Annotated in this window: 16 protein-coding genes; 10 read left to right on the top strand and 6 right to left on the bottom strand. The window is 59.6% G+C overall.

The window, feature by feature from the left end; translation table 11 throughout:
- The first annotated feature begins 6 nt into the window (after window positions 1-6).
- The 5 genes from AB4N43_RS16925 (at window position 7) to AB4N43_RS16905 (ending at window position 7,375) form a co-directional block, all read left to right on the top strand.
- A complete protein-coding gene (locus tag AB4N43_RS16925; protein WP_027926279.1) occupies window positions 7-630 on the top strand; it encodes an FMN-binding negative transcriptional regulator in 624 nt (207 codons plus the stop codon).
- 10 nt (window positions 631-640) lie between these two features.
- Complete coding sequence (locus AB4N43_RS16920; protein ID WP_059181922.1) at window positions 641-1,087, top strand: GNAT family N-acetyltransferase; 447 nt, start codon at window positions 641-643, stop codon at window positions 1,085-1,087.
- A gap of 17 nt (window positions 1,088-1,104) precedes the next feature.
- Entirely contained in the window at window positions 1,105-1,776 is a 672-nt protein-coding gene (locus AB4N43_RS16915; protein ID WP_059181921.1) for a GNAT family N-acetyltransferase, read from the top strand.
- Between the two features lie 209 nt (window positions 1,777-1,985).
- A complete protein-coding gene (locus AB4N43_RS16910; RefSeq protein ID WP_460151740.1) occupies window positions 1,986-4,949 on the top strand; it encodes an autotransporter outer membrane beta-barrel domain-containing protein in 2,964 nt (987 codons plus the stop codon).
- A 200-nt stretch (window positions 4,950-5,149) separates the two neighbouring features.
- Window positions 5,150-7,375 carry an autotransporter family protein gene (locus AB4N43_RS16905; protein WP_460151739.1) on the top strand — a complete coding sequence of 742 codons (2,226 nt, stop codon included), beginning with the start codon at window positions 5,150-5,152 and terminating at the stop codon, window positions 7,373-7,375.
- Window positions 7,376-7,452: 77 nt separating this feature from the next.
- On the opposite strand, the gene oadA is transcribed toward AB4N43_RS16905, so the two are convergent.
- Window positions 7,453-9,261: a sodium-extruding oxaloacetate decarboxylase subunit alpha gene (gene oadA, locus AB4N43_RS16900; RefSeq protein ID WP_027926274.1), complete on the bottom strand. Its 1,809-nt coding sequence runs from the start codon at window positions 9,259-9,261 to the stop codon at window positions 7,453-7,455.
- An 11-nt stretch (window positions 9,262-9,272) separates the two neighbouring features.
- Window positions 9,273-10,688: an acetyl-CoA carboxylase biotin carboxylase subunit gene (locus AB4N43_RS16895; protein WP_027926273.1), complete on the bottom strand. Its 1,416-nt coding sequence runs from the start codon at window positions 10,686-10,688 to the stop codon at window positions 9,273-9,275.
- A gap of 192 nt (window positions 10,689-10,880) precedes the next feature.
- Between AB4N43_RS16895 and AB4N43_RS16890 the strand changes: the two genes are divergently transcribed.
- On the top strand, window positions 10,881-11,843 hold the full coding sequence (locus AB4N43_RS16890; protein ID WP_460151738.1) for a LysR family transcriptional regulator: 963 nt from the start codon (window positions 10,881-10,883) through the stop codon (window positions 11,841-11,843).
- Here AB4N43_RS16890 and AB4N43_RS16885 read toward each other — a convergent pair.
- The 3 genes from AB4N43_RS16885 to AB4N43_RS16875 form a co-directional block, all read right to left on the bottom strand.
- The gene (locus AB4N43_RS16885) at window positions 11,785-11,994 is read right to left on the bottom strand and encodes a PA3496 family putative envelope integrity protein (RefSeq protein WP_027926271.1); all 210 of its coding nucleotides are present in this window, start codon (window positions 11,992-11,994) and stop codon (window positions 11,785-11,787) included. The genes AB4N43_RS16890 and AB4N43_RS16885 overlap by 59 nt on opposite strands.
- Before the next feature lie 215 nt (window positions 11,995-12,209).
- Window positions 12,210-13,076: a transcriptional regulator HexR gene (gene hexR, locus AB4N43_RS16880; protein WP_008027445.1), complete on the bottom strand. Its 867-nt coding sequence runs from the start codon at window positions 13,074-13,076 to the stop codon at window positions 12,210-12,212.
- Between the two features lie 135 nt (window positions 13,077-13,211).
- Window positions 13,212-16,082 carry an EAL domain-containing protein gene (locus AB4N43_RS16875; protein ID WP_027926270.1) on the bottom strand — a complete coding sequence of 957 codons (2,871 nt, stop codon included), beginning with the start codon at window positions 16,080-16,082 and terminating at the stop codon, window positions 13,212-13,214.
- A 258-nt stretch (window positions 16,083-16,340) separates the two neighbouring features.
- Between AB4N43_RS16875 and uvrD the strand changes: the two genes are divergently transcribed.
- The 4 genes from uvrD to AB4N43_RS16855 all read left to right on the top strand — a co-directional run bounded on the left by uvrD (window position 16,341) and on the right by AB4N43_RS16855 (window position 20,714).
- Window positions 16,341-18,524 (top strand): DNA helicase II, encoded by a 2,184-nt coding sequence (gene uvrD, locus AB4N43_RS16870; RefSeq protein WP_460151737.1) that lies wholly within the window; start codon window positions 16,341-16,343, stop codon window positions 18,522-18,524.
- A gap of 149 nt (window positions 18,525-18,673) precedes the next feature.
- A complete protein-coding gene (locus AB4N43_RS16865) occupies window positions 18,674-19,114 on the top strand; it encodes an EamA family transporter (RefSeq protein ID WP_027926268.1) in 441 nt (146 codons plus the stop codon).
- Window positions 19,115-19,293: 179 nt separating this feature from the next.
- The gene (locus AB4N43_RS16860; protein WP_027926267.1) at window positions 19,294-20,169 is read left to right on the top strand and encodes a Tim44 domain-containing protein; all 876 of its coding nucleotides are present in this window, start codon (window positions 19,294-19,296) and stop codon (window positions 20,167-20,169) included.
- Between the two features lie 137 nt (window positions 20,170-20,306).
- Window positions 20,307-20,714, top strand: coding sequence for an SMI1/KNR4 family protein (locus AB4N43_RS16855; protein ID WP_007943369.1), 408 nt, complete (start codon window positions 20,307-20,309; stop codon window positions 20,712-20,714).
- Between the two features lie 38 nt (window positions 20,715-20,752).
- Here the strand turns inward: AB4N43_RS16855 and AB4N43_RS16850 are convergent, their stop codons facing one another.
- On the bottom strand, window positions 20,753-22,516 hold the full coding sequence (locus AB4N43_RS16850; protein WP_027926266.1) for a cation:proton antiporter: 1,764 nt from the start codon (window positions 22,514-22,516) through the stop codon (window positions 20,753-20,755).
- Window positions 22,517-22,658: the final 142 nt, after the last annotated feature.

The raw sequence follows: 22,658 nt of genomic DNA, 5'->3' as shown, positions 1-22,658 counted from the left end.
ATTTCCATGTACAACCCCAGCAGCTTTGCCATCAAAGATTTGGATGACCTGCGCCAGCAGCTCCTCGTCACCCGCCTCGCCATGGTGGTTACCCACGGCGATCAAGGCCTGCAAGCCAGCCATCTGCCGCTGCTGTTCAAACCTGACGAAGGCCCGAATGGCACCCTCTACGGCCACTTCGCCCGGGCCAATCCGCAGTGGAAGGAATTGCAGAGCGGCGCTGAAGCGCTGGTGATCTTTGCCGGTGCCGACGCTTACGTCAGCCCGGGGTTTTATCCGAGCAAAGCCGAGCACGGCAAAGTCGTGCCGACCTGGAACTACGTCGCGGTACACGCTTACGGCACCGCCGACGTGTTCACCGATGCCGAGCGCTTGCTCAACCTGGTCAGCGCGTTGACTGATCGTCACGAAGCCGGCCGAGCCCTGCCTTGGAAGGTCGCCGATGCTCCCGCTGATTACATCGACGGCATGCTCAAGGCGATCGTCGGGTTTGCCCTGCCGATCCAGCGCCTGGAAGGCAAACGCAAACTCAGCCAGAACCGCAGCGCCGAAGACATCGCCGGTGTGCGCGAGGGGCTTGTCTCCAGCCCCGATGTGCACGATCAGGCCCTCGCCCACTTGATGCGTTAAGGACATGAACATGAGTCAGATTGAAATCCGCCCGGTCAGCGCCGACGATCACGCCGCCTGGCTGCCGCTGTGGCAAGCCTACCTGCGCTTCTACAACACCGAATTGCCCGAGGCGGTCACTGACAGCACCTGGCAACGCATGCTCGACCCGACTGAAACGACGCATTCGGCGTTGGCGTGGAGCGATGGCAAAGCGGTCGGCATGGTGAACTTCATTTACCATCGCTCGAACTGGAGCATCGAAAATTCCTGCTACCTTCAAGACCTGCTGGTAACGCCAGACACCCGCGGCACCGGCGTTGGCCGCAAACTGATCGAGTTCGTCTACGCCACCGCCAAAGCGGACGGTTGCTGCAAAGTCCACTGGCTGACCCACGAAACCAACGCCACCGCGATCCAGCTCTACGAGCGCATCGCCGAACGCCCCGGTTACATCCAGTTTCGCAAAGCCCTTTAAGGTTCAAGGAGAACAACATGTCGACATCACTCGCGGACTGGAAAGGCGTCCCGGCGCCCACCGTTCAAACCCTCGAAGGACGCTTCATTCGCCTGGAAAAACTCGACCCGGCCCGTCATGCCGAGGGTCTGTTCAAGGCCTTGCAAGGCCCCGGCGCCGACCCGAAACTCTGGGACTATTTGCCGTACGGGCCTTTCCCGGAACGTAGCGCGTTCAACGATTGGCTGAACAACCATGCGGCCAATAGCGATCCGTATTTCTTCAGCGTGATCGACCGTGCCAGCGGTGATGTACAGGGCCTCCTGAGTCTGATGTCGATCGTCCCGGCCCAAGGTCGCATCGAAATCGGCCACGTCACCTTCGGCGCACCGATGCAGCGTTCGCCGAAAAGCACCGAGGCCGTTTACTTGCTGGCCAAGGAATCCTTTGCCCTGGGCTACCGGCGCCTGGAGTGGAAATGCAATAACGGCAACGCCCGCTCCAAATACGCGGCCGAGCGTCTGGGCTTCAGTTTTGAGGGGGTGTTCCGTCAGCACATGGTGGTGAAGGGACAGAACCGCGATACCGCGTGGTATTCGATTCTGGACTCGGAATGGCCGGCGATTGGCGCGGGGTTTGAGCGCTGGTTGAGCGATGAGAATCAGACGGGGTCGGGGCAGGTGAAAACGCTTGCCGAGTGCCGCGGGTAAGCGCTGACGATTTGTGGCGAGGGAGCTTGCTGCCTTGCCACAAATTGCGTGTACGCCTGAACCAAAAACCCTAAATTTGCATTTAATTGCCTACAGATGTCTCCATCTCCCGAAAAAACGCAAAAGAATGCATTTGTCACCAGACATCATTCTGTAAAAACCATCCGCTATACAACACAGCCCGCTTATAACAAAAAGGCTGTCCCCTCATGCCCTTCTCGCCCCAGCGCCTCGCGTTCAGCATCGCTTTGCTGATCAGCACCGACACCCTCGCCGTCCCCTTCAAAAACGTGCAGATCGACACGCCCACCACGACAGCGCAAACGCTGGGCGGCAGCGACACGTTGAAGATTTCGGCGCCGGGCAGCATCACCAACGCTGGCAAGACGGTGAGCCTGAAGGACGGCACCAGCGGCGTCGGCGTGGTGATCGATAACGCAGGCAAGATTATTTCCACCGGCGGCCGGGCGATCGACAGCAGCGGCGATCTGACGCAAGCGCGCAACTACAGCATTTACAACCGCGCTGGCGGGCAAATCCTTGGCTTCAACGACGCGCTGCGCATCGACAGCAACTTCGCCAGCGGCAGTCTGTTGATCGACAACAGCGGCATCATCCGCTCCTCCACCGGGCAAGGGCTGGATCTGGATGCGTTGCGCAGCGCGGGCATCAAAACGACGATCATCAACCGCGCGGGCGGGTTGATTCGCGGGGATGCCAGCGACGGTATGAAGACCGGCGCCAACGCGACGATTACCAACTACGGCGAGATTTCCACCGGCGACTCGCACACTGCTGACGAGAAATTCGACGGTATCGATATCGACACTGCAACCGGCGTGACAGTGACCAACTACGGCAGCATTTCCGGTGGCCGTCACGGCATCACCACCGACCTCGGCGCCACGCTCCTCAACTACGGGACAGTCACCGGTCGCAACGGCTCGGGGTATGGCTCCGATGGCGACGGCACAGTGATCAACCACGGCACCATCACCGGCGCTTACTCGGGCCTGCAACCGAACGGTGACGGCGATGGCGTGGACATCGACAAACTCGCGCACATCGAAAACTACGGCACCGTTCAAGGTGTCGGCGCGGGCGGTGTGGACAAGGGTGGTTTCGCCAACGGCAGTGAAGGCATCGCCTTGGGCGGCGGTTATGTATTGAACGCCAACGGCGCGCTGATCAGCGGCGCCAACAGCGCGATTCTGGTGGACGATGGCAGCGGCGGTTCGGGCGTGGCGGCAACCACGCTGGAAAACTTCGGCACGATTCAAGGCCTCGATGGGTTCGGCGTGAAATTTGTCGGCGAGTTCAATGACAGCGTGATCAACGGCGGCACGATCAGCGGCAGCAACGGCCTGGCGCTGGACCTGGGCGGCGGCAACGACAGCCTGACTTTGCGCAATGGCAGCCGTTTTGTCGGTGGGGTCGACGGCGGCAGCGGTTACGACCGCGTGCTGATGGACGATGCGCGGGGAGGCAGCTTCGGCTCGAGCCGCAACTTCGAATGGCTGGAGGTCAAGCAAGGTGCCTGGACCTTGACCGGCACCGGTGATTTCAGCGACGGCGGCGCTATACGCAACGGCGCCACGCTGATCAACCAGGGCGTAATCGCCGGGACCGTGACCGTCGATGCAGGCGGTGTGTATGCCGGCGGCGGTTCGGTGGGTAATTTGCAGGTCAACGGGACCTTGCGCACCAATACCCAACTCGGCATTGCGACCATCACCCATGACCTGACCATGGGCAGTGGCTCCACCCTGGCTTATGGCGTCAACGCAGAGGGTAGCAGCGCGCCGATCAAGGTCGGTGGCGTGGCCACTCTGAATGGCGCCACCCTGGCAGTGAATCCCGGCAGCGGCACGTATCCGTGGCAAAGCCGATACACCGTGCTGCAAGCCGCAAGCATCAGCGGCAGCTTCGGCAAGATCACCAGCGACTACGCGTTCCTCACGCCAACGCTCGCTTACACGCCGACCCAGATCGACCTGACCTACACCCGCAACGATGTCGCCTTCAACGAATTCGCGGTGACCAACAACAGCAGCAACGCCGCCAACAGCCTGGCGTCGATGGGCAACAACAACGCGCTCTACAACGCCTTGCTCAACACCACCAACGCCACGGCTGGCAACGCGATCGAGCAACTGTCCGGCGCCAGCAACGCCAACCTGACCAGCGCGACGCTCGGAGCCAGCAGCCAGATCGGCAGCAGCATGCTGTCGGCGATGCAACAAATGGGCGGCGGTTCGGGATTGCTGGTCGGCCTCGATCAAGGTGACACCCCGGTACTGGCCGCCAACGGTGTACCGCTCGAAGCCCGCAACCTCAATGATCCCAACGCCCAGGGTCGGCTGTGGCTGCAAGCCATTGGCGGTTACGGCAAGCTCGATGGCGAGCATGGCAGCAGCGGTTTGGAGCAACGCACCAAAGGCAGCGTGCTCGGGGTCGATTGGGCGCTCAATCCGCACTGGCGCCTGGGGGTGCTTGGCGGTTACTCGAAGACAGATCTTGACGCCACGGGTGTCGATGGCAATGTCGAAAGCTGGCACGCCGGCGTCTATGCATCACGTCAAAGCGGCCCGTTCGCCTTGCGCCTCGGTGCGGCGTACAGCGGTCACCAGGGTGAAAGCAAACGCACCGTTGCCTTCAACGGCTTCAGCGACCGACCGAAAGGCGATTACGACGCCGATAGCCAACAGGCCTTCGCCGAGTTCGGCTATGCAATGGGCAGCGGCCGTCTCAGCGCCGAACCCTTCGCCAGTCTTGGCTACCAGCGTTATCACCGCGACAGCTATCAGGAAAAAGGCGGTTCTGCCGCGCTTCAAGTCGACGAACAAACCCAAGACAACTTCAACAGCACTTTTGGCCTGCGCCTGGCGCATCTGAATACTCTGGACAATGGCATGAGCCTGACCCCACGCATGACCGCCGGCTGGAAGCACACCTATGGCGATGTCAGCAGTTCGACACGTCAGGCGTTTGTGGTAGGTGGCACGGCGTTCAGTGTGGATGGCAGCTCGCTGGATCGAGACAGCCTGGTGCTGGAGGCTGGTTTGGATCTGGGCATTTCGGCTCGCCACTCGGTGGGCATCGGCTATAGCGGCGAGATCGGCAACAACAGCCGTAACCACGGGTTGATCGGACAATGGCAGATGAGTTTCTGAGAGGGTGTTGCGGGAAGCGTCTCGATTTATCGTAGGAAAAGGTCATCGGTCCCAAGCGTTAAAAACCGCTGCGTCCCACCAGCGGCGGATTTTCTGCATCGAGCTTCTGACGCCACCTGCAAACCCTCCGGAACGGGCTGACATCGGTATCGAAGCGCTCTCCTTAGAGTTTGGTCTCCTTTCAATTGAGGCCAAATTCAATGTCTGTTCAACACAAATACCGACCACATCATCTGGCGCTAGCCATTGCGCTTGCGTTGGGTTGCACTGAAATTTTTGCCCAACAAAGTCCTGCCGAAAGCACTCTCCCTGCGCTTGAAACGCCAGATCAGGTCTTGGCAGCGCTCGATGCATTCATCAAAGACCCTGACACCAAAAAGACCACTATCGGTAACGCAGAGGACGGTATCAATCGAACGTTCAGCGATGACAATGATCTGGTCACTTTATCCCGTCGCGGGAGTATCACCGGATGGGTTGACGGTGGTGGTGGCACCAATTTTCTACAACTCGATACAGCGAGCGGTGGCACGTTAGGCGACAGCCGCAATTTCGACGGCCTGGAGCTCAAACGAAGCACCTGGATCTTGAACGGTTCCAGTGGTGATTTCACCGCAGGTGCCTTGGTACGCCCCAAAGCAACACTGGTAAACGAGAGTGACATCCGGGGAGGTGCGTTGACCCAGGGTACTCTCGTCAATAACGGCAGGATTGGCGGCGGGGTGACGGTGCTATCAGGTGGCACCCTGAGTAACTCTGGGGCGATCGAAGGCGACGTGTTTATTCACGAGAAAGGGGCTTTTGCGGGTAGAGGTCGCACGGGTTCGCTGGAGGTAAACGGAAAATTTTCGGTGGGCGAATCCCACGGCGCGCCAAAAGTTAAGGGTGACCTGAAGCTTTCCAATACTGCCGAACTGCTCTACGAGGTCAGCGCCGATCGCAAAAGTGAAACGATATTAGTCGATGGCACCGCCATTCTCGGTGGCGCCACACTGAACATTGTTGCAGCGCCCGGTAACTACCCGTTAGTCAGCGAAAACAGCATTCTTGTGGCCAATAACGTCGAAGGCAAATTTGGCAACGTGATCAACAACCTTGCCTTTTTGGAACCCGATGTCCAATACAGTGAGAGAACAGTCGACCTGGTCTTGATTCGAAACGATGTGCCTATCGAGAGCGTCGCGGACTCAGAAAACGGACGGCAATTTGGAGGAAGTCTTGAGGAGCCAAGGGGCGTTGAACCAACTCAGACCTCACCGGACGATACCGCCCCAATTGCTGCGCCCCTGAATCCCGCCGAGAACATCGGTACCCCCGTCACCGCCTCAACCTCACAAGCGACAACTCCCGGCGCCGCAGCACCTTCGCCATCGCACACTGCAAATGCCGCAGTCGTGGCGCTGCTGGGTAGCGATAAAACAACCGCAGCTCAGGCCATTGAACAACTCGCCGGCGGCAGTACCGCCAACCTCGCCAAGGCAACGCTCGCCAGCGCCAGCCCGGTGGGCACTGCCGTGCTCTCGGCCATGCGCCAACCGGGCAGCACCAGCACCGACAACAAAGGCAGCAACCGCAGGAACGCACCAAGCCTGGCAGCGGGTAGCGAAGACAATGGCCGGGTCTGGCTTCAAGCGTTAGGGCATGGCGGCACACTGGACCGTGACTTTGAGCCACTGAAACACTCCACCCAAGGCTTGGTCCTGGGCGCCGATTGGGGCATCGATGATGAATGGCGTATCGGTGTGATGGGCGGTAAAGCCGAAACACGCCTCGACAGTCGCGACCTCGATGGCGGTCTCGACAGCTGGTATCTGGGCGCCTACGCCCTGCGCCAGAACGGCCCCATGTCGCTGCGAGTGGGCGCGACCTATGGCAATCACGACGGCAACACCAAGCGCCGGGTGGCCTTCAATGGTTTCAGCGATCGCCCTGAAGGTCGTTACGACGCCAACACCCAACAAGCCTTCGCTGAAGTGGGTTACAACCTGGGGCGAGCCAATGTCAGCATCGAACCGTTCGCCAGCCTTGGCTACGAACGCTATCAGCGTGACACCTACACGGAAAAAGGTGGTGCAGCGGCGTTGAAAGTTCACGGCCAGACCCAGAACAACCTGAGCAGCACGTTCGGTCTGCGCGCAGCGAAAACCAATGCGCTGGACAACGGCATGCAACTGACGCCGCGATTCAGTGCCAGTTGGAAACACACCTACGGTGATGTCACCAGCGACACTCGCCAACAACTGGCAACGGGCGGTCGAAACTACACCGTTTCCGGTGCGCTGCTGGACCGTAACAACCTGAGCGTCGATGCAGGGCTGGACCTGGGATTGTCAGCCAGACATACCTTGGGCGTCAGTCTTAACGGGGACGTCGGCACGGAAAGCCGGAGTCATGGCGTCACCGGCCAATGGCGGATGAATTTCTAATCGTCACAAATACGCGGCAAAAAAAAGGGGAGCACATGCCCCCCCGAGGTTTAAAGCGTTGTATCGAGGCTGTTAAATCAGCCTTCGATCTCGATCAGGATTTCGCCCGGATTCACCCGATCGCCCTTGGCCACGTGGATGGCGGTGACTTTGCCAGCGATGGCCGATTGGACTTCGGTTTCCATCTTCATCGCTTCGGTGATCAGCACGGCTTGCCCTGCTTTCACAGTGTCGCCTTCCTTGACCAGCACATCGACGATGTTGCCCGGCATGGTGGTGCTGACGTGGCCTTGCGCGGTGGCTTGCTTGCGCTTGCTGCTGCCGCCGCTGACGAATTCGTTGAGCGGTTCGAACACCACTTCTTCCGGCATGCCGTCGATGGACAGGTAGAAGTGACGCTTGCCTTCGGCCTTGACGCCGACACCGGTGATGTCGACGCGGTAGGTTTCGCCGTGGACGTCGATGACGAACTCGGTCGGCACGCCTTCGCCACCGACCGAGGCCACGCCGCCGGCTTCGGGAATCGGCAGGAGTACTTCAGGTGTCAGGGTGCCGGCAGCGCGTTCTTCGAGGAACTTGCGGCCGATATCCGGGAACATCGCATAGGTCAGCACGTCTTCTTCGGACTTGGCCACGGCGCCAATTTCAGCACGCAGTTTGGACATTTCCGGTTTGAGCAGATCGGCTGGACGCACGTCGATCACTTCTTCGCTGCCAATGGCCTGGCGACGCAGTTGTTCGTTCACGGTGCCCGGCGCCTTGCCGTAGCCGCCCTGCAGGTAAAGTTTCACTTCGTTGGTGATGGTCTTGTAGCGCTCGCCAGCCAACACGTTGAAGAACGCCTGGGTGCCAACGATTTGCGAGGTCGGGGTTACCAGCGGCGGGAAGCCGAGGTCTTCGCGAACGCGCGGGATTTCAGCGAGCACTTCGCTCATGCGATTCAGCGCGCCCTGCTCTTTCAACTGGTTGGCCAGGTTGGAAATCATCCCGCCCGGTACCTGGTTGACTTGGACACGGGTGTCGACGGCGGTGAATTCGCTTTCGAACTGGTGGTACTTCTTGCGCACGGCGTAGAAGTACAGGCCGATCTCTTGCAGCAGTTCCAGGTTCAGGCCGGTGTCGAATTCGGTGCCTTTAAGGGCGGCGACCATCGATTCGGTGCCTGGGTGGCTAGTGCCGGATGCGAAGCTGGAGATCGCGGTGTCGATGTGATCGGCGCCGTTTTCGATAGCCTTCAGTTGGCACATGGTGGCCATGCCAGAGGTATCGTGCGAGTGAATGAACACTGGCAGCGACTGCTCGGATTTCAACGCCTTGACCAGTTCGCCCGTGGCGTATGGCGTCAGCAGGCCGGCCATGTCCTTGATCGCCACCGAGTCGCAACCCATGGCTTCCATTTGTCGGGCTTGCGCCACGAAAGCGTCGATGGTGTGCACCGGGCTGGTGGTGTAAGCGATGGTGCCTTGAGCGTGTTTGCCGGCTGCTTTTACTGCCTCGATGGCCGTGCGCAGGTTACGCACGTCGTTCATGGCGTCGAAGATGCGGAACACATCGATGCCGTTGACCGCGGCCTTGGCGACGAAAGCTTTGACCACGTCGTCGCTGTAATGGCGGTAGCCCAGCAAGTTCTGGCCGCGCAGGAGCATTTGCAGGCGTGTGTTAGGCAGCGCCGCGCGCAGTTGGCGCAGACGCTCCCACGGATCTTCCTTGAGGAAACGTACACAGGCGTCGAACGTCGCGCCGCCCCAGCATTCCAGCGACCAGTAGCCGACTTTGTCGAGCTTGTCGCAGATCGGCAGCATGTCTTCGGTGCGCATGCGGGTAGCGAGCAGCGATTGATGGGCGTCGCGCAGGATGGTGTCGGTTACGTGAATCTTCTTGGTCATTGTTATATTCCTCACAGGCCTGCGTGGGCGGCGATGGCGGCAGCGATGGCCAGGGCCAGCTCTTCGGGTTTGCGCTTGATCGAGTAGTTGGTCAGTTCAGGGTGGCTTTCAACGAAGCTGGTGTTGAACTGGCCGCTACGGAATTCCGGGTTACGCAGGATTTCCTGGTAGTACGCGGCGGTGGTCTTGACCCCTTGCAGACGCATGTCATCGAGGGCGCGCAAGCCACGGTCCATCGCCTCTTCCCAGGTCAGCGCCCACACCACCAGTTTCAGGCACATCGAATCGTAGAACGGTGGAATGGTGTAACCGGTGTAGATCGCCGTGTCGGTCCGCACGCCGGGACCGCCGGGCGCGTAGTAACGGGTGATCTTGCCGAAGCTCGGCAGGAAGTTGTTTTTCGGGTCTTCGGCGTTGATCCGGAACTGCAACGCGAAACCGCGGTGCTGGATGTCTTCCTGTTTCACCGAGAGCGGCAGGCCGGACGCGATGCGGATCTGCTCACGCACGATGTCGATGCCGGTGATTTCTTCGGTGATGGTGTGTTCCACCTGCACCCGGGTGTTCATCTCCATGAAGTACACCTCGCCCTCGGCGAGCAGGAACTCCACGGTGCCGGCGTTCTCGTAACCCACGGCCTTGGCTGCACGCACCGACAGGTCGCCGATGTAGGCGCGCTGTTCAGGGGTCAGTTGCGGGCTCGGGGCGATCTCGATCAGTTTCTGGTTGCGGCGCTGGATCGAGCAATCACGCTCGAACAGGTGCACCACGTTGCCAAAGCTGTCGCCGAGAATCTGCGCTTCGATGTGCTTTGGATTGACGATGCACTTTTCCAGGAACACTTCCGCCGAACCGAATGCCTTGGTGGCTTCCGAGATCACGCGAGGGAAAGCCTGTTCGAGTTCTGCGCGGCTGTCGCAGCGACGGATACCACGACCACCACCACCGGAGGTTGCCTTGAGCATCACCGGGTAACCAATGCGGTCGCCTTCGAGCAAGGCTTCGGCGATGTCCGCGACGTTGCCTTCGGTGCCCGGCGTGACCGGCACGCCGGCCTTGATCATGCTGCGGCGGGCTTCAGTCTTGTCGCCCATGCGGCGAATGACTTCAGCCGATGGACCAATGAACTTGATGCCGCGCTCTGCGCAGATATCAGCCAGTTCAGCGTTTTCCGAGAGGAATCCGTAGCCGGGATGCAACGCATCACAACCGGTTTCCACGGCCAGGTTCACCAGTTTTCGCGCATTCAGGTAACCGGCCAGTGGCTCGGCACCAATGCTGTGGGCCTCGTCCGCGCGCTTCACATGCAAGGCATGACGGTCGGCGTCGGAATAGATCGCGACCGAGCGAATGCCCATCTCGGCGCAGGCACGCACGATTCGTACGGCAATCTCACCACGGTTGGCGATCAGGATCTTTTTTATCACTTTTGGAGGTTCCCTTGAGCCGGTGGTAACCACGACCTGCTAGACCAGGTCGACGCGTGACCAAATGTTTCAATTCAGTCGCAGGCCCACACTAGCCCTCGTAAGGGATTAACAAAAATGAATAATTATTGGGTTAGGCATAAGTAAAGACTTATAGTCGTGGCATCAGCCCGTGCCGAGAGCGACCAGATAATGCGTAAGTCATTGATGCGTATGACATTGCGTCAATTGCAGATTTTCAATGAAGTCTGTGATTTGCGGTCCTACAGTCGGGCAGCCGACGAAATGTCGCTCACACAACCGGCCGTCAGCCTACAGATCAGGCAACTTGAAGAGCTGATTGGTCAGCCCTTGTTCGATTACGTCGGCAAAAAACTCTACATGACTGAGGCCGCCGAAGCACTCCAGCGCGCCAGCCGGGATATTTTCGGGCGCCTGGAAAACCTCGACATGCAGCTTTCGGACATGCAGGGCTCTCTGCAAGGACAGCTGAAACTGGCGGTGGAGTCCAGCGCCAAGTATTTCGTGCCGCACCTGTTTGCCGCGTTCAAGCGCCAGCATCCCGAGGTCAATCTGCAACTGACGGTCGTCAATCGGGGCCAAGTGATTCGTCGTCTGTCCGATAACCGCGATGACCTGGTGATCATGTCGATGGTGCCGCAAGACATGGGGCTGGAATTCCTGCCGTTCCTCAACAACCCGATTGTCGCGGTTGCACCACCGGATCATCCGCTGTGCCACATGGGGCCACTGCGCCTGCAAGACCTTGAGCCCTACACCCTGCTGATGCGCGAATCCGGTTCCGGGACGCGACTGGCGTGCGAAGAGTATTTCAAGGAGACGCGTGTGCACTTCAACCAGACCCAGGAGGTCTCATCAGCCGAAGCCCAGCGTGAATGTGTACTGGCGGGTCTGGGCGTAGCGCTGTTGACGCGTCACGCCCTGAACCTTGAGTTGGCGACCGGCGGCTTGATTGAATTGCCGGTCGAAGAGTTGCCGCTCTACCGCAGCTGGTGCCTGGTGCAAGCCAAGGCAAAAAGGCTGTCACCCGTGGCGCACGCATTCCTTGCGTTTATCCGCAGTGAGCGGGTGCAGATCAGCGCGCTGGTTGAGCGTTTCGACGGGAAGTTGTCGGTGCCGCCTGCCAGTAATTGAGTTCCAGCTCTGGAAAATCACCGATCTCGGCCAGCAGTTGGCGACGTTCGCAGCGATCTTCAATGGCGCGACGGAATTCCATGCGACGCTGATCTTCTTGCTGACGACGGGTTTTGGCAGCGCTGTTGCGTTCTTCGTAGGGCTGGGCCATTTCGAGTCTCCCAAGGCGATTACGGGAGTTTCAAGATAGGCGCGGGGGATGACGGTTTGGCGGCGGGTGGGTTACAGAGAGATGAAGGTTACTGTGTGGTGAGGGGGCTTGTCGGAACGCCGCATCGCCCCGTTGGGTCGCGAAGCGGCCCCAAAATCTTTGCGGCTGCTGTGCAGCCGAACGGGGCAAGCCCCCTCGCCACAATTCCAGCAGAATCAATCATCCAGCGCTTTCACCGACTTGGGCGACAGCCGCAGGCTGCGAAGGCTGCGCTTGACGCTCTTGAGGTGATTGACCAGGCTCGGGCCGCGCGCCATGGCCACGCCCATCGCCAGCACGTCGATCACCACCAGGTGAGCGATACGCGAGGTCAGCGGGGTATAGATTTCGGTGTCTTCATGCACATCGATCGCCAGGTTGACGGTCGAGAGCTCGGCCAGCGGCGTCTGGCTCGGGCACAAGGTGATCAGCGAGGCGCCACTTTCACGCACCAGGTTGGCCGTGATCAGCAAATCCTTGGAGCGCCCGGACTGGGAAATACAGATCGCCACATCAGTCGGCTTCAACGTCACGGCCGACATCGCTTGCATGTGCGGGTCGGAGTACGCCGCCGCGGTCAGCAGCAAACGAAAGAATTTGTGCTGGGCATCGGCCGCCACTGCACCCGATGCGCCAAAGCCATAGAACTCGACGCGCTGGGCCTGGGACATGAGCGAGACCGCCCGCTGCAACTCCACCGGATCGAGTTTCTCGCGAACCTCCATCAAGGTGTGCAGGGTGGTGTCGAAGATTTTCAGGCTGTAGTCGGCAACGGAATCGTCTTCATGGATGGCAAACTGACCGAAGCTGGCACCGGCGGCCAGGCTCTGCGCCAGTTTGAGTTTCAGATCCTGAAAACCGGAACAACCGATGGCGCGACAAAAGCGCACGATGGTCGGCTCGCTGATGCCGACGCTGTGGGCCAGGTCGGCCATGGAGCTGTGCATCACCGCCGCAGGATCAAGCAGCACGTGGTCGGCGACCTTGAGCTCCGACTTGCGTAAGAGGTGGCGTGACTGGGCGATGTGTTGCAGCAGATTCAAAGGGCTGGACTCTTTGTTATTGGCAGTTGCCGGGGATGTAGCAAGCTTGTAGTTATACTACAAGAATTCGCTTTTTGCCTGCTCAATGCGTAACTCGATGCCCCCATTCCACGCCTCATACGCTCCATGTAGCCCCTACGAGGGGTTCGCGTCCTTTTGTAACAGCTTGGCCAGTTCATCAGCCTCAACGGGCCGACTGATCAAATAGCCTTGCACTTCATCGCAGCACTCGGCTTTCAAAAACTCCAGCTGCTCTTGCCGCTCCACGCCTTCGGCCACCACTTTCAGCGACAAACCATGCGCCATCGCAATGATCGCCCGGGTAATGGCCGCATCCACAGTGCCCTCCCCCAACCCACGGATAAACGCCTGATCGATCTTCACGTAGTCCACCGGAATTCGTTTGAGGTAGCTCAGGGACGAATACCCGGTGCCAAAATCGTCGATCGCCAACTTCACCCCCAGATCCCGCAGCTGCTGGAAGGTCGCAATGATGTGCTCGACGCTGTCCAGCAACTGGCTTTCGGTCAGTTCCAGCTCCAGGTAGTGCGGCGCCAGGCCGGTTTCTTCCAATACTTGGCGCACCAGGCTGACCAGTTTGCCCTGACGCAATTGATGCACCGACAGGTTGACCGACACCCGGATCGGCTCCAGCCCCTGCCGCTGCCACTCGCAGGCTTGCCAGCAAGCCTGGCGCAGCACGAACTCGCCGATTGGGCCGATCAGCCCGGTTTCCTCGGCCAGACCGATAAAGTCCCCCGGCGGCACCCGCCCCATGGTCGGATGATCCCAGCGCACCAGCGCTTCCGCGGCGTTCAAGTGGCCCGTGGCGAGGCAGAGTTTGGGTTGGTAAAAGACTTTCAGCTGCTTTTCTTCGATGGCTTTGCGCAGCTGGTTTTCCAGCTGCAAACGCTCCAAGGTGCTGGCTTGCAGGCTTTCGGTATAAAACTGGAAGTTGTCGCCGCCCAAGTGTTTAGCGTGCTGCATGGCCATGTTCGACTGACTGACCAACGCAGAAATTTCCCGCGCGTTGTCCGGCAACATACTGATGCCCATGGACGCACTGATCACCAGTTCATGGCCATCGACGGAGACCGGCAAACGCAACTTGGTCGACAACCGCGTCGCCACCCGCGCCAGGCTCGACAGGTTGCCGTAGGTATCAAACAGCACCGCAAATTCGTCGCCGGAAAGCCTGGCGATCGTGTCGGCCTCTGGCAGTGCGTTGACCAGGCGCCGGGACATTTTCTGCAGCAGTTGGTCGGCGACGTCATGCCCGAGGCTGTCATTGAGCAGTTTGAAACGGTCCAGGTTGATGTGCAGCAACGCCAGGCTACGTCCGCCCTGGCGCACCCGCTGATGGGCCTCGCGCAACCGTTCCCGGAACAACGAGCGATTAGCCAGGCCCGTCAGTTCGTCATAGTGGGTCAAGTAGCGCATGCGTTCTTCGGATTCGCGGCGAGCCGATAGATCGGCGAAGAAGCCGACAATATGGCTGACATTTCCTCGGGAATCGCGAACTGCGTTCAGTTGCAACCATTGCGGATAGAGCTCGCCGTTTTTACGGGTCTCGACCAATTCGCCTTGCCATGTCCCGTGCTGCTCCAGCGCCTGATGGATAGCGCCGTAGTGGCGGCGAGCATCGCGACTGCAGGGGAGTTCGACGACGTTGCGCCCCAGCATGTCGTCGATGTCATAACCGGTGACTCGACTGAAGGCCTGATTGACGGCGATCAAGGCGTAATCGGGGTCGAAAATCACGATGCCTTCGCTGGCGGCTTCGAACACGGTTGCCGCCAGTTGGCGTTGTTCTTCCTGGACTTTGCTCGCGCTGATGTCGCGACGGGTGCCGACCATGCGGATCACCCGACCCGTTTTGCTTCGCTCGACAGCCCGGCCACGGTCCTCGATCCAGACCCAGTGACCGTCGCCATGCCGCACGCGGTATTCGATCTGGTAATCCTCACTGCGGCCTTTCAAATGCTCGATCAACGCGCGCTTCAGCGCCGGCAGGTCTTCGGGGTGCAACCGCGGGCGAAGGTGGCGAAGCATGGCTGTCACATATTCCGGCGCGAGGCCGAACAATTCCTGGATCTGCGTGTGATGGACTTCATCGGTTTGCAGGTTCCAGTCCCACAGCCCGAGTTCGCTGGCCTTCAACGCCAACGCCAGTCGCGCTTCACTCTTGCTCAAGGCCTGGTTGGCGACGTCGAGCTCCAGGCTGCGTTGGGCAACACGGTTTTCCAGCTCGACCTGGGCTTCGCGCAGTTTTTCTTCGGCGCATCGACGGTGATCGATCTCTTTGGCTAACTCGTGATTGAGCTGATCGCTACAGCTTTGCGCTTGCTGTAAATGCTCGATCAGCGCCTGATTCTGAAAACGACGCAGCAATCCGCTGTCGATCAACCGATTGACCTGCCAGGCAATCACGCTGAGCGCGCCCAACAAAATCAGGCCGAACCAGCCCCAGCCATGATCCTGTGCGTCGCCGCCCCAGAATAAATAGGCAATGGCCGGTAACAGGCAGGGCAAGGTAAAGGACAGGAATGCCGGCAGGCTGACCGCGTAGGCAACACTGGCGGAAAGTGCGGCGGCGCCGATCAGGCCGAACACCCACGCTTGCTGCATGAAATTGTCGGCGGGCACCAACGCAATACCGGCACCGGCCAGGGTCAGGCCGGTAAGGCCAGAGCCGAGCAAAAACATGCGGCGCCAGATCGGATGTGCCTGGCGGTTGGGAATCGCCGAATCGAAGGCCGCGACTTGAATCACCCGCAACGCCACCAGCGACAGCAGCCACACCATCCAGACGCTGACCAGGAAATAGCGCTGCGGGCTCCAGAGCAAACCGGCGCAGACCAGACCATTGATCAACATGAATAACGTGGGCAGCAGTGACCCCTGATAAAGCAGGCGCGTGCGTTCGACCGCCATTTCCATGGCGTACTGCTTGCGGATGACCCGCGGCTCCACCGTGGGGCCCGACAGGTCGATGCTGAGGGTCATAGGCAATGTTCTTGTTCTTATAATGATGAGCATGAGCCCGAAACGTCGACGGAGCATACACAAGCCAATGCCCTTACCAAACTGCCCCGGATCATAAATTCGACAATATTTCAGCCCTCCGACGCCCCGCCAAAACCCTTGGAGCGCGGCCCGCCAACGCCTGCAGCCAGTGACTGACCGGTCGTCCTCCGTGCATCTTTCATCGGCTAATGCAAAGCTCGGTTTGCCCGGTGTGGCGGCGCACCCTAGAATGCCCCGATGCGCGATGATCTCTCCCTTCTGCTGAACTCCCTCAACGACGCCCAACGCCAGGCCGTAGCTGCCCGCGTGGGTCGTCAGTTGGTCCTGGCCGGTGCTGGTTCCGGTAAAACCCGAGTGCTGGTGCACCGTATCGCCTGGTTGATCCAGGTCGAAAACGCCTCGCCGCACTCAATCCTGTCGGTGACCTTCACCAACAAGGCCGCGGCCGAGATGCGTCAGCGCATCGAGCAGCTGATGGGGCTGAACCCCGCCGGCATGTGGGTCGGCACCTTCCACGGCCTGGCGCACCGCTTGCTGCGGGCGCACTGGCAGGAGGCCGGGCTGAGCCAGACATTCCAGATTCTCGACAGCGATGACCAGCAACGCTTGGTCAAGCGAGTGATACGCGAGCTAGGACTGGACGAACAACGCTGGCCCGCCCGCCAGGCCCAGTGGTTCATCAATGGGCAGAAAGACGAAGGTCTGCGTCCGCAACATATTCAAGCCAGCGGCGATATGTTCCTGGCGACCATGCGCAGCATTTATGAGGCCTACGAGGCTGCCTGCCTGCGCGCGGGTGTGATCGATTTCTCCGAATTGCTCTTGCGTGCCCTCGATCTGTGGCGCGACCACCCGGGTTTGCTGGCTCATTATCAGAAACGCTTCCGCCACATCCTGGTGGACGAGTTCCAGGACACCAACGCCGTGCAGTACGCCTGGTTGCGTCTGCTGGCCAAGGGCGGCGACAGCCTGATGGTGGTGGGCGACGACGATCAGTCGATCTACGGCTGGCGCGGCGCAAAAATCGAGAACATCTATCAGTATTCCGATGATTTTCCGGATGCCGAGACCATTCGCCTGGAGCAGAACTACCGCTCCACCGCCGGTATTCTCAAGGCCGCCAACGCCCTGATCGCCAATAACACCGGGCGCATGGGCAAAGAGCTGTGGACCGATGGCGGCGAAGGCGAAGCGATCAATCTATACGCTGCGTTCAACGAACACGATGAAGCACGTTACGTGGTGGAAACCATTGAAAGCGCGCTGAAAACCGGCTTGGCTCGCAGCGATATCGCGATTTTGTACCGCTCCAACGCCCAATCGCGCGTTTTGGAAGAAGCCCTGCTGCGTGAGCGCATTCCGTACCGCATCTATGGCGGTCAGCGCTTCTTCGAGCGGGCAGAAATCAAGAACGCCATGGCTTACCTGCGTTTGCTGGAAGGCCGAGGCAACGATGCGGCGCTGGAGCGGGTGATCAACGTCCCGGCCCGTGGCATCGGCGAGAAAACCGTCGAAGCCATCCGCGACCACGCCCGTCACAGCGATGTGTCGATGTGGGAAGCCATGCGCCTGCTGGTCGCCAATAAAGGCCTGACCGGTCGCGCTGCCGGCGCGCTCGGTGCCTTTATCGAGTTGATCGAGAACCTTGCTGCCAAGTGCATGGAAATGCCCCTGCACCTGATGACCCAAACGGTCATCGAGCAATCCGGGCTGATCGCCTATCACCAGGCGGAAAAAGGCGAGAAAGGCCAGGCTCGGGTAGAAAACCTTGAGGAACTGGTCAGCGCCGCGCGCAACTTCGAAAACGCCGAAGAAGACGAAGACCTGACGCCGCTGGCGGCATTCCTTGGCCATGCGTCGCTGGAAGCCGGTGATACTCAGGCCGAAGAGCACGAAGACAGCATTCAGTTGATGACCTTGCACAGCGCCAAGGGCCTGGAATTCCCTTACGTGTTCCTGGTAGGCATGGAAGAAGGCCTGTTCCCGCACAAGATGAGCCTGGAAGAACCCGGCCGTCTTGAGGAAGAACGCCGTCTGGCCTACGTCGGCATCACCCGGGCCATGCAGAATCTGGTGATGACCTATGCTGAAACCCGACGCCTGTACGGCAGCGAAACCTACAACAAGGTCTCGCGATTCGTACGGGAAGTGCCTAAAGGCCTGATCCAGGAAGTGCGTTTGTCCAACAGTGTCAGCCGTCCGTTCGGTAGCAATCAATCGATGAGCGGCAGCAACCTGTTCAGCGGCAGCGAGATTCCGGATACCGGCTTCAGCCTGGGTCAGACTGTACGGCACTCGATCTTTGGCGACGGCGTGATCCTCAACTTCGAGGGTTCCGGTGCGCAGGCGCGGGTGCAGGTGAATTTCAGCGAAGGCAGCAAGTGGCTGATGCTGGGTTACGCGAAGCTGGAAGCTGTTTAATAGCTTTTCTGTGGGAGCGAGCCTGCTCGCGAATGAAAGCGCCGCGGTGTATCTGATAAACCGTGGTGCGTCCTTCGCGAGCAGGCTCGCTCCCACAGGGTTTGTGCTCCCCCCCACCCCAGCAGGTTGATCTTGTAAGGCGCGAAATAATGGGCTCAGGCTTCTTTTCTTCCTGGACGTTCTGGGCCCTGATGTCGGCGGTGTTTGCCGCCCTGACCGCGATCTTCGCCAAAATCGGTATCGAAAACGTCAATTCCGACTTTGCCACCCTGCTGCGCACCGTAGTGGTATTGGTCAGCCTGGCCTTGATTTTGTACGCCACGGGCCAATATCAATCATTAGGATCGATCTCGGCGAAGAGCTACCTGTTCTTGCTGCTGTCGGGACTGGCCACCGGCGCCTCGTGGATCTGCTACTTCCGCGCGCTGAAACGGGGGCCGGCCTCGCTGGTCGCTCCGGTGGACAAGCTCAGCGTGGTGCTGGTGGCGGTGCTCGGCGTGATCCTGCTGGGCGAAAAACTCGACCTGCGCCAATGGGGTGGAATCGGCCTGATCACGGCCGGAGTGATCATGCTGGCGCTGCGCCGCTAGGCATCCATCCTACTGAAGCTATCCACTCGTCCTACGGACCGAACTCAAAAGGCCTTATTGCGCTGACTGAAGCTGAACGCAACCTGTCAGGCAAAAGCCCGAAACACTCTGCCGCTAGCCAGTAACACTTCAGCTGTGCAACATGGCGCGCGTGCCATCCACAAATGGGATTACCCTTTATGAAACGTTTTCTTAGCATCGCCATGGCGTTGTGCATCGGCCTGACGATGAGCCTCGACGCCAACGCCAAGCGCTTTGGTGGCGGCAAAAGCGTCGGCGCTGCGCCGACCCACCAGACCAGCCAAATGGCGCCTTCTTCTCCAGGCATGGGCGGCGCTGCGGCGACCGCTGGTGCTGCCGGTGCCGCGGGCACTGCGGCCAAGGCTGGCGGTGCTTCGCGCTGGCTCGGCCCTCTGGCCGGCATCGCTGCCGGTGGCCTGCTGGCCTCCATGTTCATGGGCGGCGGCTTCCAGGGCATGCAGATCTTCGACATCCTGATCATGGCGGTCATCGCCTTCCTGGTCTTCCGCTTCATCGCCGCTCGTCGTCGCAAGCAGCAGGAGCACATGGCTCCCGCTGGCCACGCGCCAATGCAGCGTGAAGTGTTCGACCAGAAGCCTGCGGGGGGGTCGATCTTCGGCGGCTCGGCTGCACCGGTTGCCGCTCGTCCGGTCATCAATGCTCCGGCCTGGTTCAATGAAAAGAACTTCATTGAAGCGGCTCGCAACCACTTCCAGTCCCTGCAACAGCATTGGGACGCCAACGAAATGGACAAGATCGCCGAGTTCGTGACCCCGCAAATGCTCGAGTTCCTCAAGCGCGAACGTGCTGACCTGGGCGACGGTTTCCAGTCCACCTACATTGATAACCTCAATGTTCAACTGGACGGCGTGGATGATCGTGCCGACAAGACCATCGCCACCCTGACCTTCAGCGGCGTGTCGAAGACTTCACGTTTCGACCAGGGCGAAGTGTTCAGCGAAAGCTGGAACATGGAACGTCCACAAGGCGAAAACCAGCCTTGGCTGGTGGCCGGTATCCGCCAGAACGGCTGATCCCCCACAGCGTTAAGCGTGTTGTAATAAAAACCCCAGCCTCGGCTGGGGTTTTCTATTTCGCGGTTGCATCTATAGCGAGCTACTGTATAAACCGCCCCAACTAAACCGCGCCATCAAGCAAGAGGATCCCGGACGTGGAAGAAATCATCGAACAACTGCGTGAAGCCAACGAACCGGTACCAGTCCCCTTGGAGCTGCCCGACGAAGATCAAATCGTGGAAATCGAAGAACAACTGTTCATCGACATTCCGTTCGTCTTCAGAGAATTTTTGCTGACCGTCAGCGACGTGGTCTACGGCAGCCTGGAACCGGTGACTGTCACCGACCCGCAATCCCACACCTACCTGCCAGACGTTGCCGCCAACGCCTGGGACGCTGGCGTTGACCGCAGCATGATCCCGATCTGCCAGGACGGTGATGACTATTACCTCGTTGAAGAAGACGGCACGGTGGTGCTGTGGCAGGCCGAAGAAGAACTGATCGCCGAAGAAACCTGGGAATCGGTGTGGCACTGGGCGCGGGACGTCTGGCTGGAAAGCTGATTTAGCCTATCCAGACTTTGTAGCAGCTGGCGCAGGTCTCAGTGACCGGGTGCATCATTGTGGTTGTCCAGGGTTTCGAGCAAGGCCACCTGCATCCGCGTATGCACGCGGATGAACCAGCGCCAGAGCAATGCTGCCACGGCGGCAGCGACCACGATGATCAGTACCAGCAACTTGTTGGTCGGCAGAATACTGGCCGACAAGGCTGCCAGTAGCAGGAAAATCACCAGCAGCGAGAGGATCGGGATCACTTCGGCGATCACCCGACGCACTCGCTGCGTGTGGCGTCCGGCCATTTCCGGCTTCACGCCCATCTCTGCCAACAACAACGACAGCGCCTTGAGCTTGCGATAGGCGGCGATCAGGAACGGCAGCGACACCAGCAACGCGCCCCCCCAGATCAATGCTTTCTGCCAACTCGGGTCGCTGATCCAGTCTTGCAGATACGCGGACACAGGCTCGGCGAAGAACGCCCCCGAGAAGAAAATCGCAATCACTAGCGCCAGATTAACCCCCACCTGCAACAAAATCCGCCGAATCATCGACACCAGCAGCGCGCCCTCGCCCTGCGGTTGAATGCTGCGCAGCCATTCGCCGTACATCCCGAACACCCTTCCCAGCCGTTGCGGCATCACGGCGGCGAGCTTGATCGACAACGGATCGGCCGCGCGGATCAGGTACGGAGTCAGCAGCGTAGTGATCACCGAAACCGCCACGGCGACTGGGTAGAGGAAGTTGCTGGTCACCTGCAACGTCATGCCCAACGCCGCAATGATGAAAGAAAATTCGCCGATCTGCGAAAGCCCCATCCCCACGCGCAGTGAGGTGCGCCCGTCATTGCCGGCGATAAATGCCCCGAGTCCGCAGGACAGCATCTTGCCAAGCACCACCGCCACGGTGATCACGGCGATTGGCCAGGCGTATTGCAGCAGGATCATCGGATCCAGCATCAGGCCGATGGCGACGAAGAAAATCGCACTGAACAAGTCGCGAACCGGCTCGATCAGGCGCTCTATTTTCAACAGTTGTCGAGACTCGGCCATGATCGCGCCAATCAGGAACGCACCGAGCACCATGCTGTATTCCAGCTTCACCACCAGCAGGCAGAAACCGAAACATAGTCCCAGAACGGTAATCAGTAGCATCTCGTTGCTGTCGAATTTGGCCACGTAAGCCAACAGCCGCGGCACCAGCAATATCCCGATGACCAGCGCAACAATCATGAACAGCGAAAGCTTGCCGACTGTGGAAAACACTTCGCCAGAGCTGACCGTGCCACTGACGGCGATGCTCGACAGCAACGCAATGATGCCAATGCCCAGGATGTCTTCGACGATCAGCACACCGAAGATCAACTGCGCGAAACGCTCGTTCTTCATCTTCAGGTCGTTGAGTGCCTTGACGATGATGGTGGTCGAGGAAATCGCCAGGATCGCGCCGAGGAACAGCGAATCCATGGTGTTCCAGTCAAACCAGCGACCAATCTCGTAGCCGATCCAGATCATCAACACGATTTCAAGGAACGCCGCGATGAACGCCGTCGCGCCGACCTTGAACAACTTGCGCAGGCTGAATTCCAGACCGAGGCAGAACATCAGGAAGATCACCCCGAGCTCCGCGAGGGTCTTGATGGTTTCTTCGTCGTGGATCAGCCCGAACGGCGGCGTGTGCGGGCCGATGATGAAACCGGCGACGATGTAGCCCAGCACCACGGGCTGCTTGAAGCGATGGAACAGCACGGTCACCACGCCGGCGATCAACATGATCACTGCCAAATCCTGAATGAAACTGATGGCATGCATGGCGTGTGCTCCTTAAGCGGGGACTTTTGGAGGTTAACACCGGGACTTGTGCCGCAAAGGCGGTGCAATATATGGAAACAGATCGAAACAGGCGTGACGGCAGCCAGCTGCCCGGCGTCCCGATAACTGTTGGTTTTGAAAA

Source organism: Pseudomonas sp. S2_B07, assembly GCF_054668435.1.
This window is presented reverse-complemented; position numbering and strand designations above follow the sequence as displayed.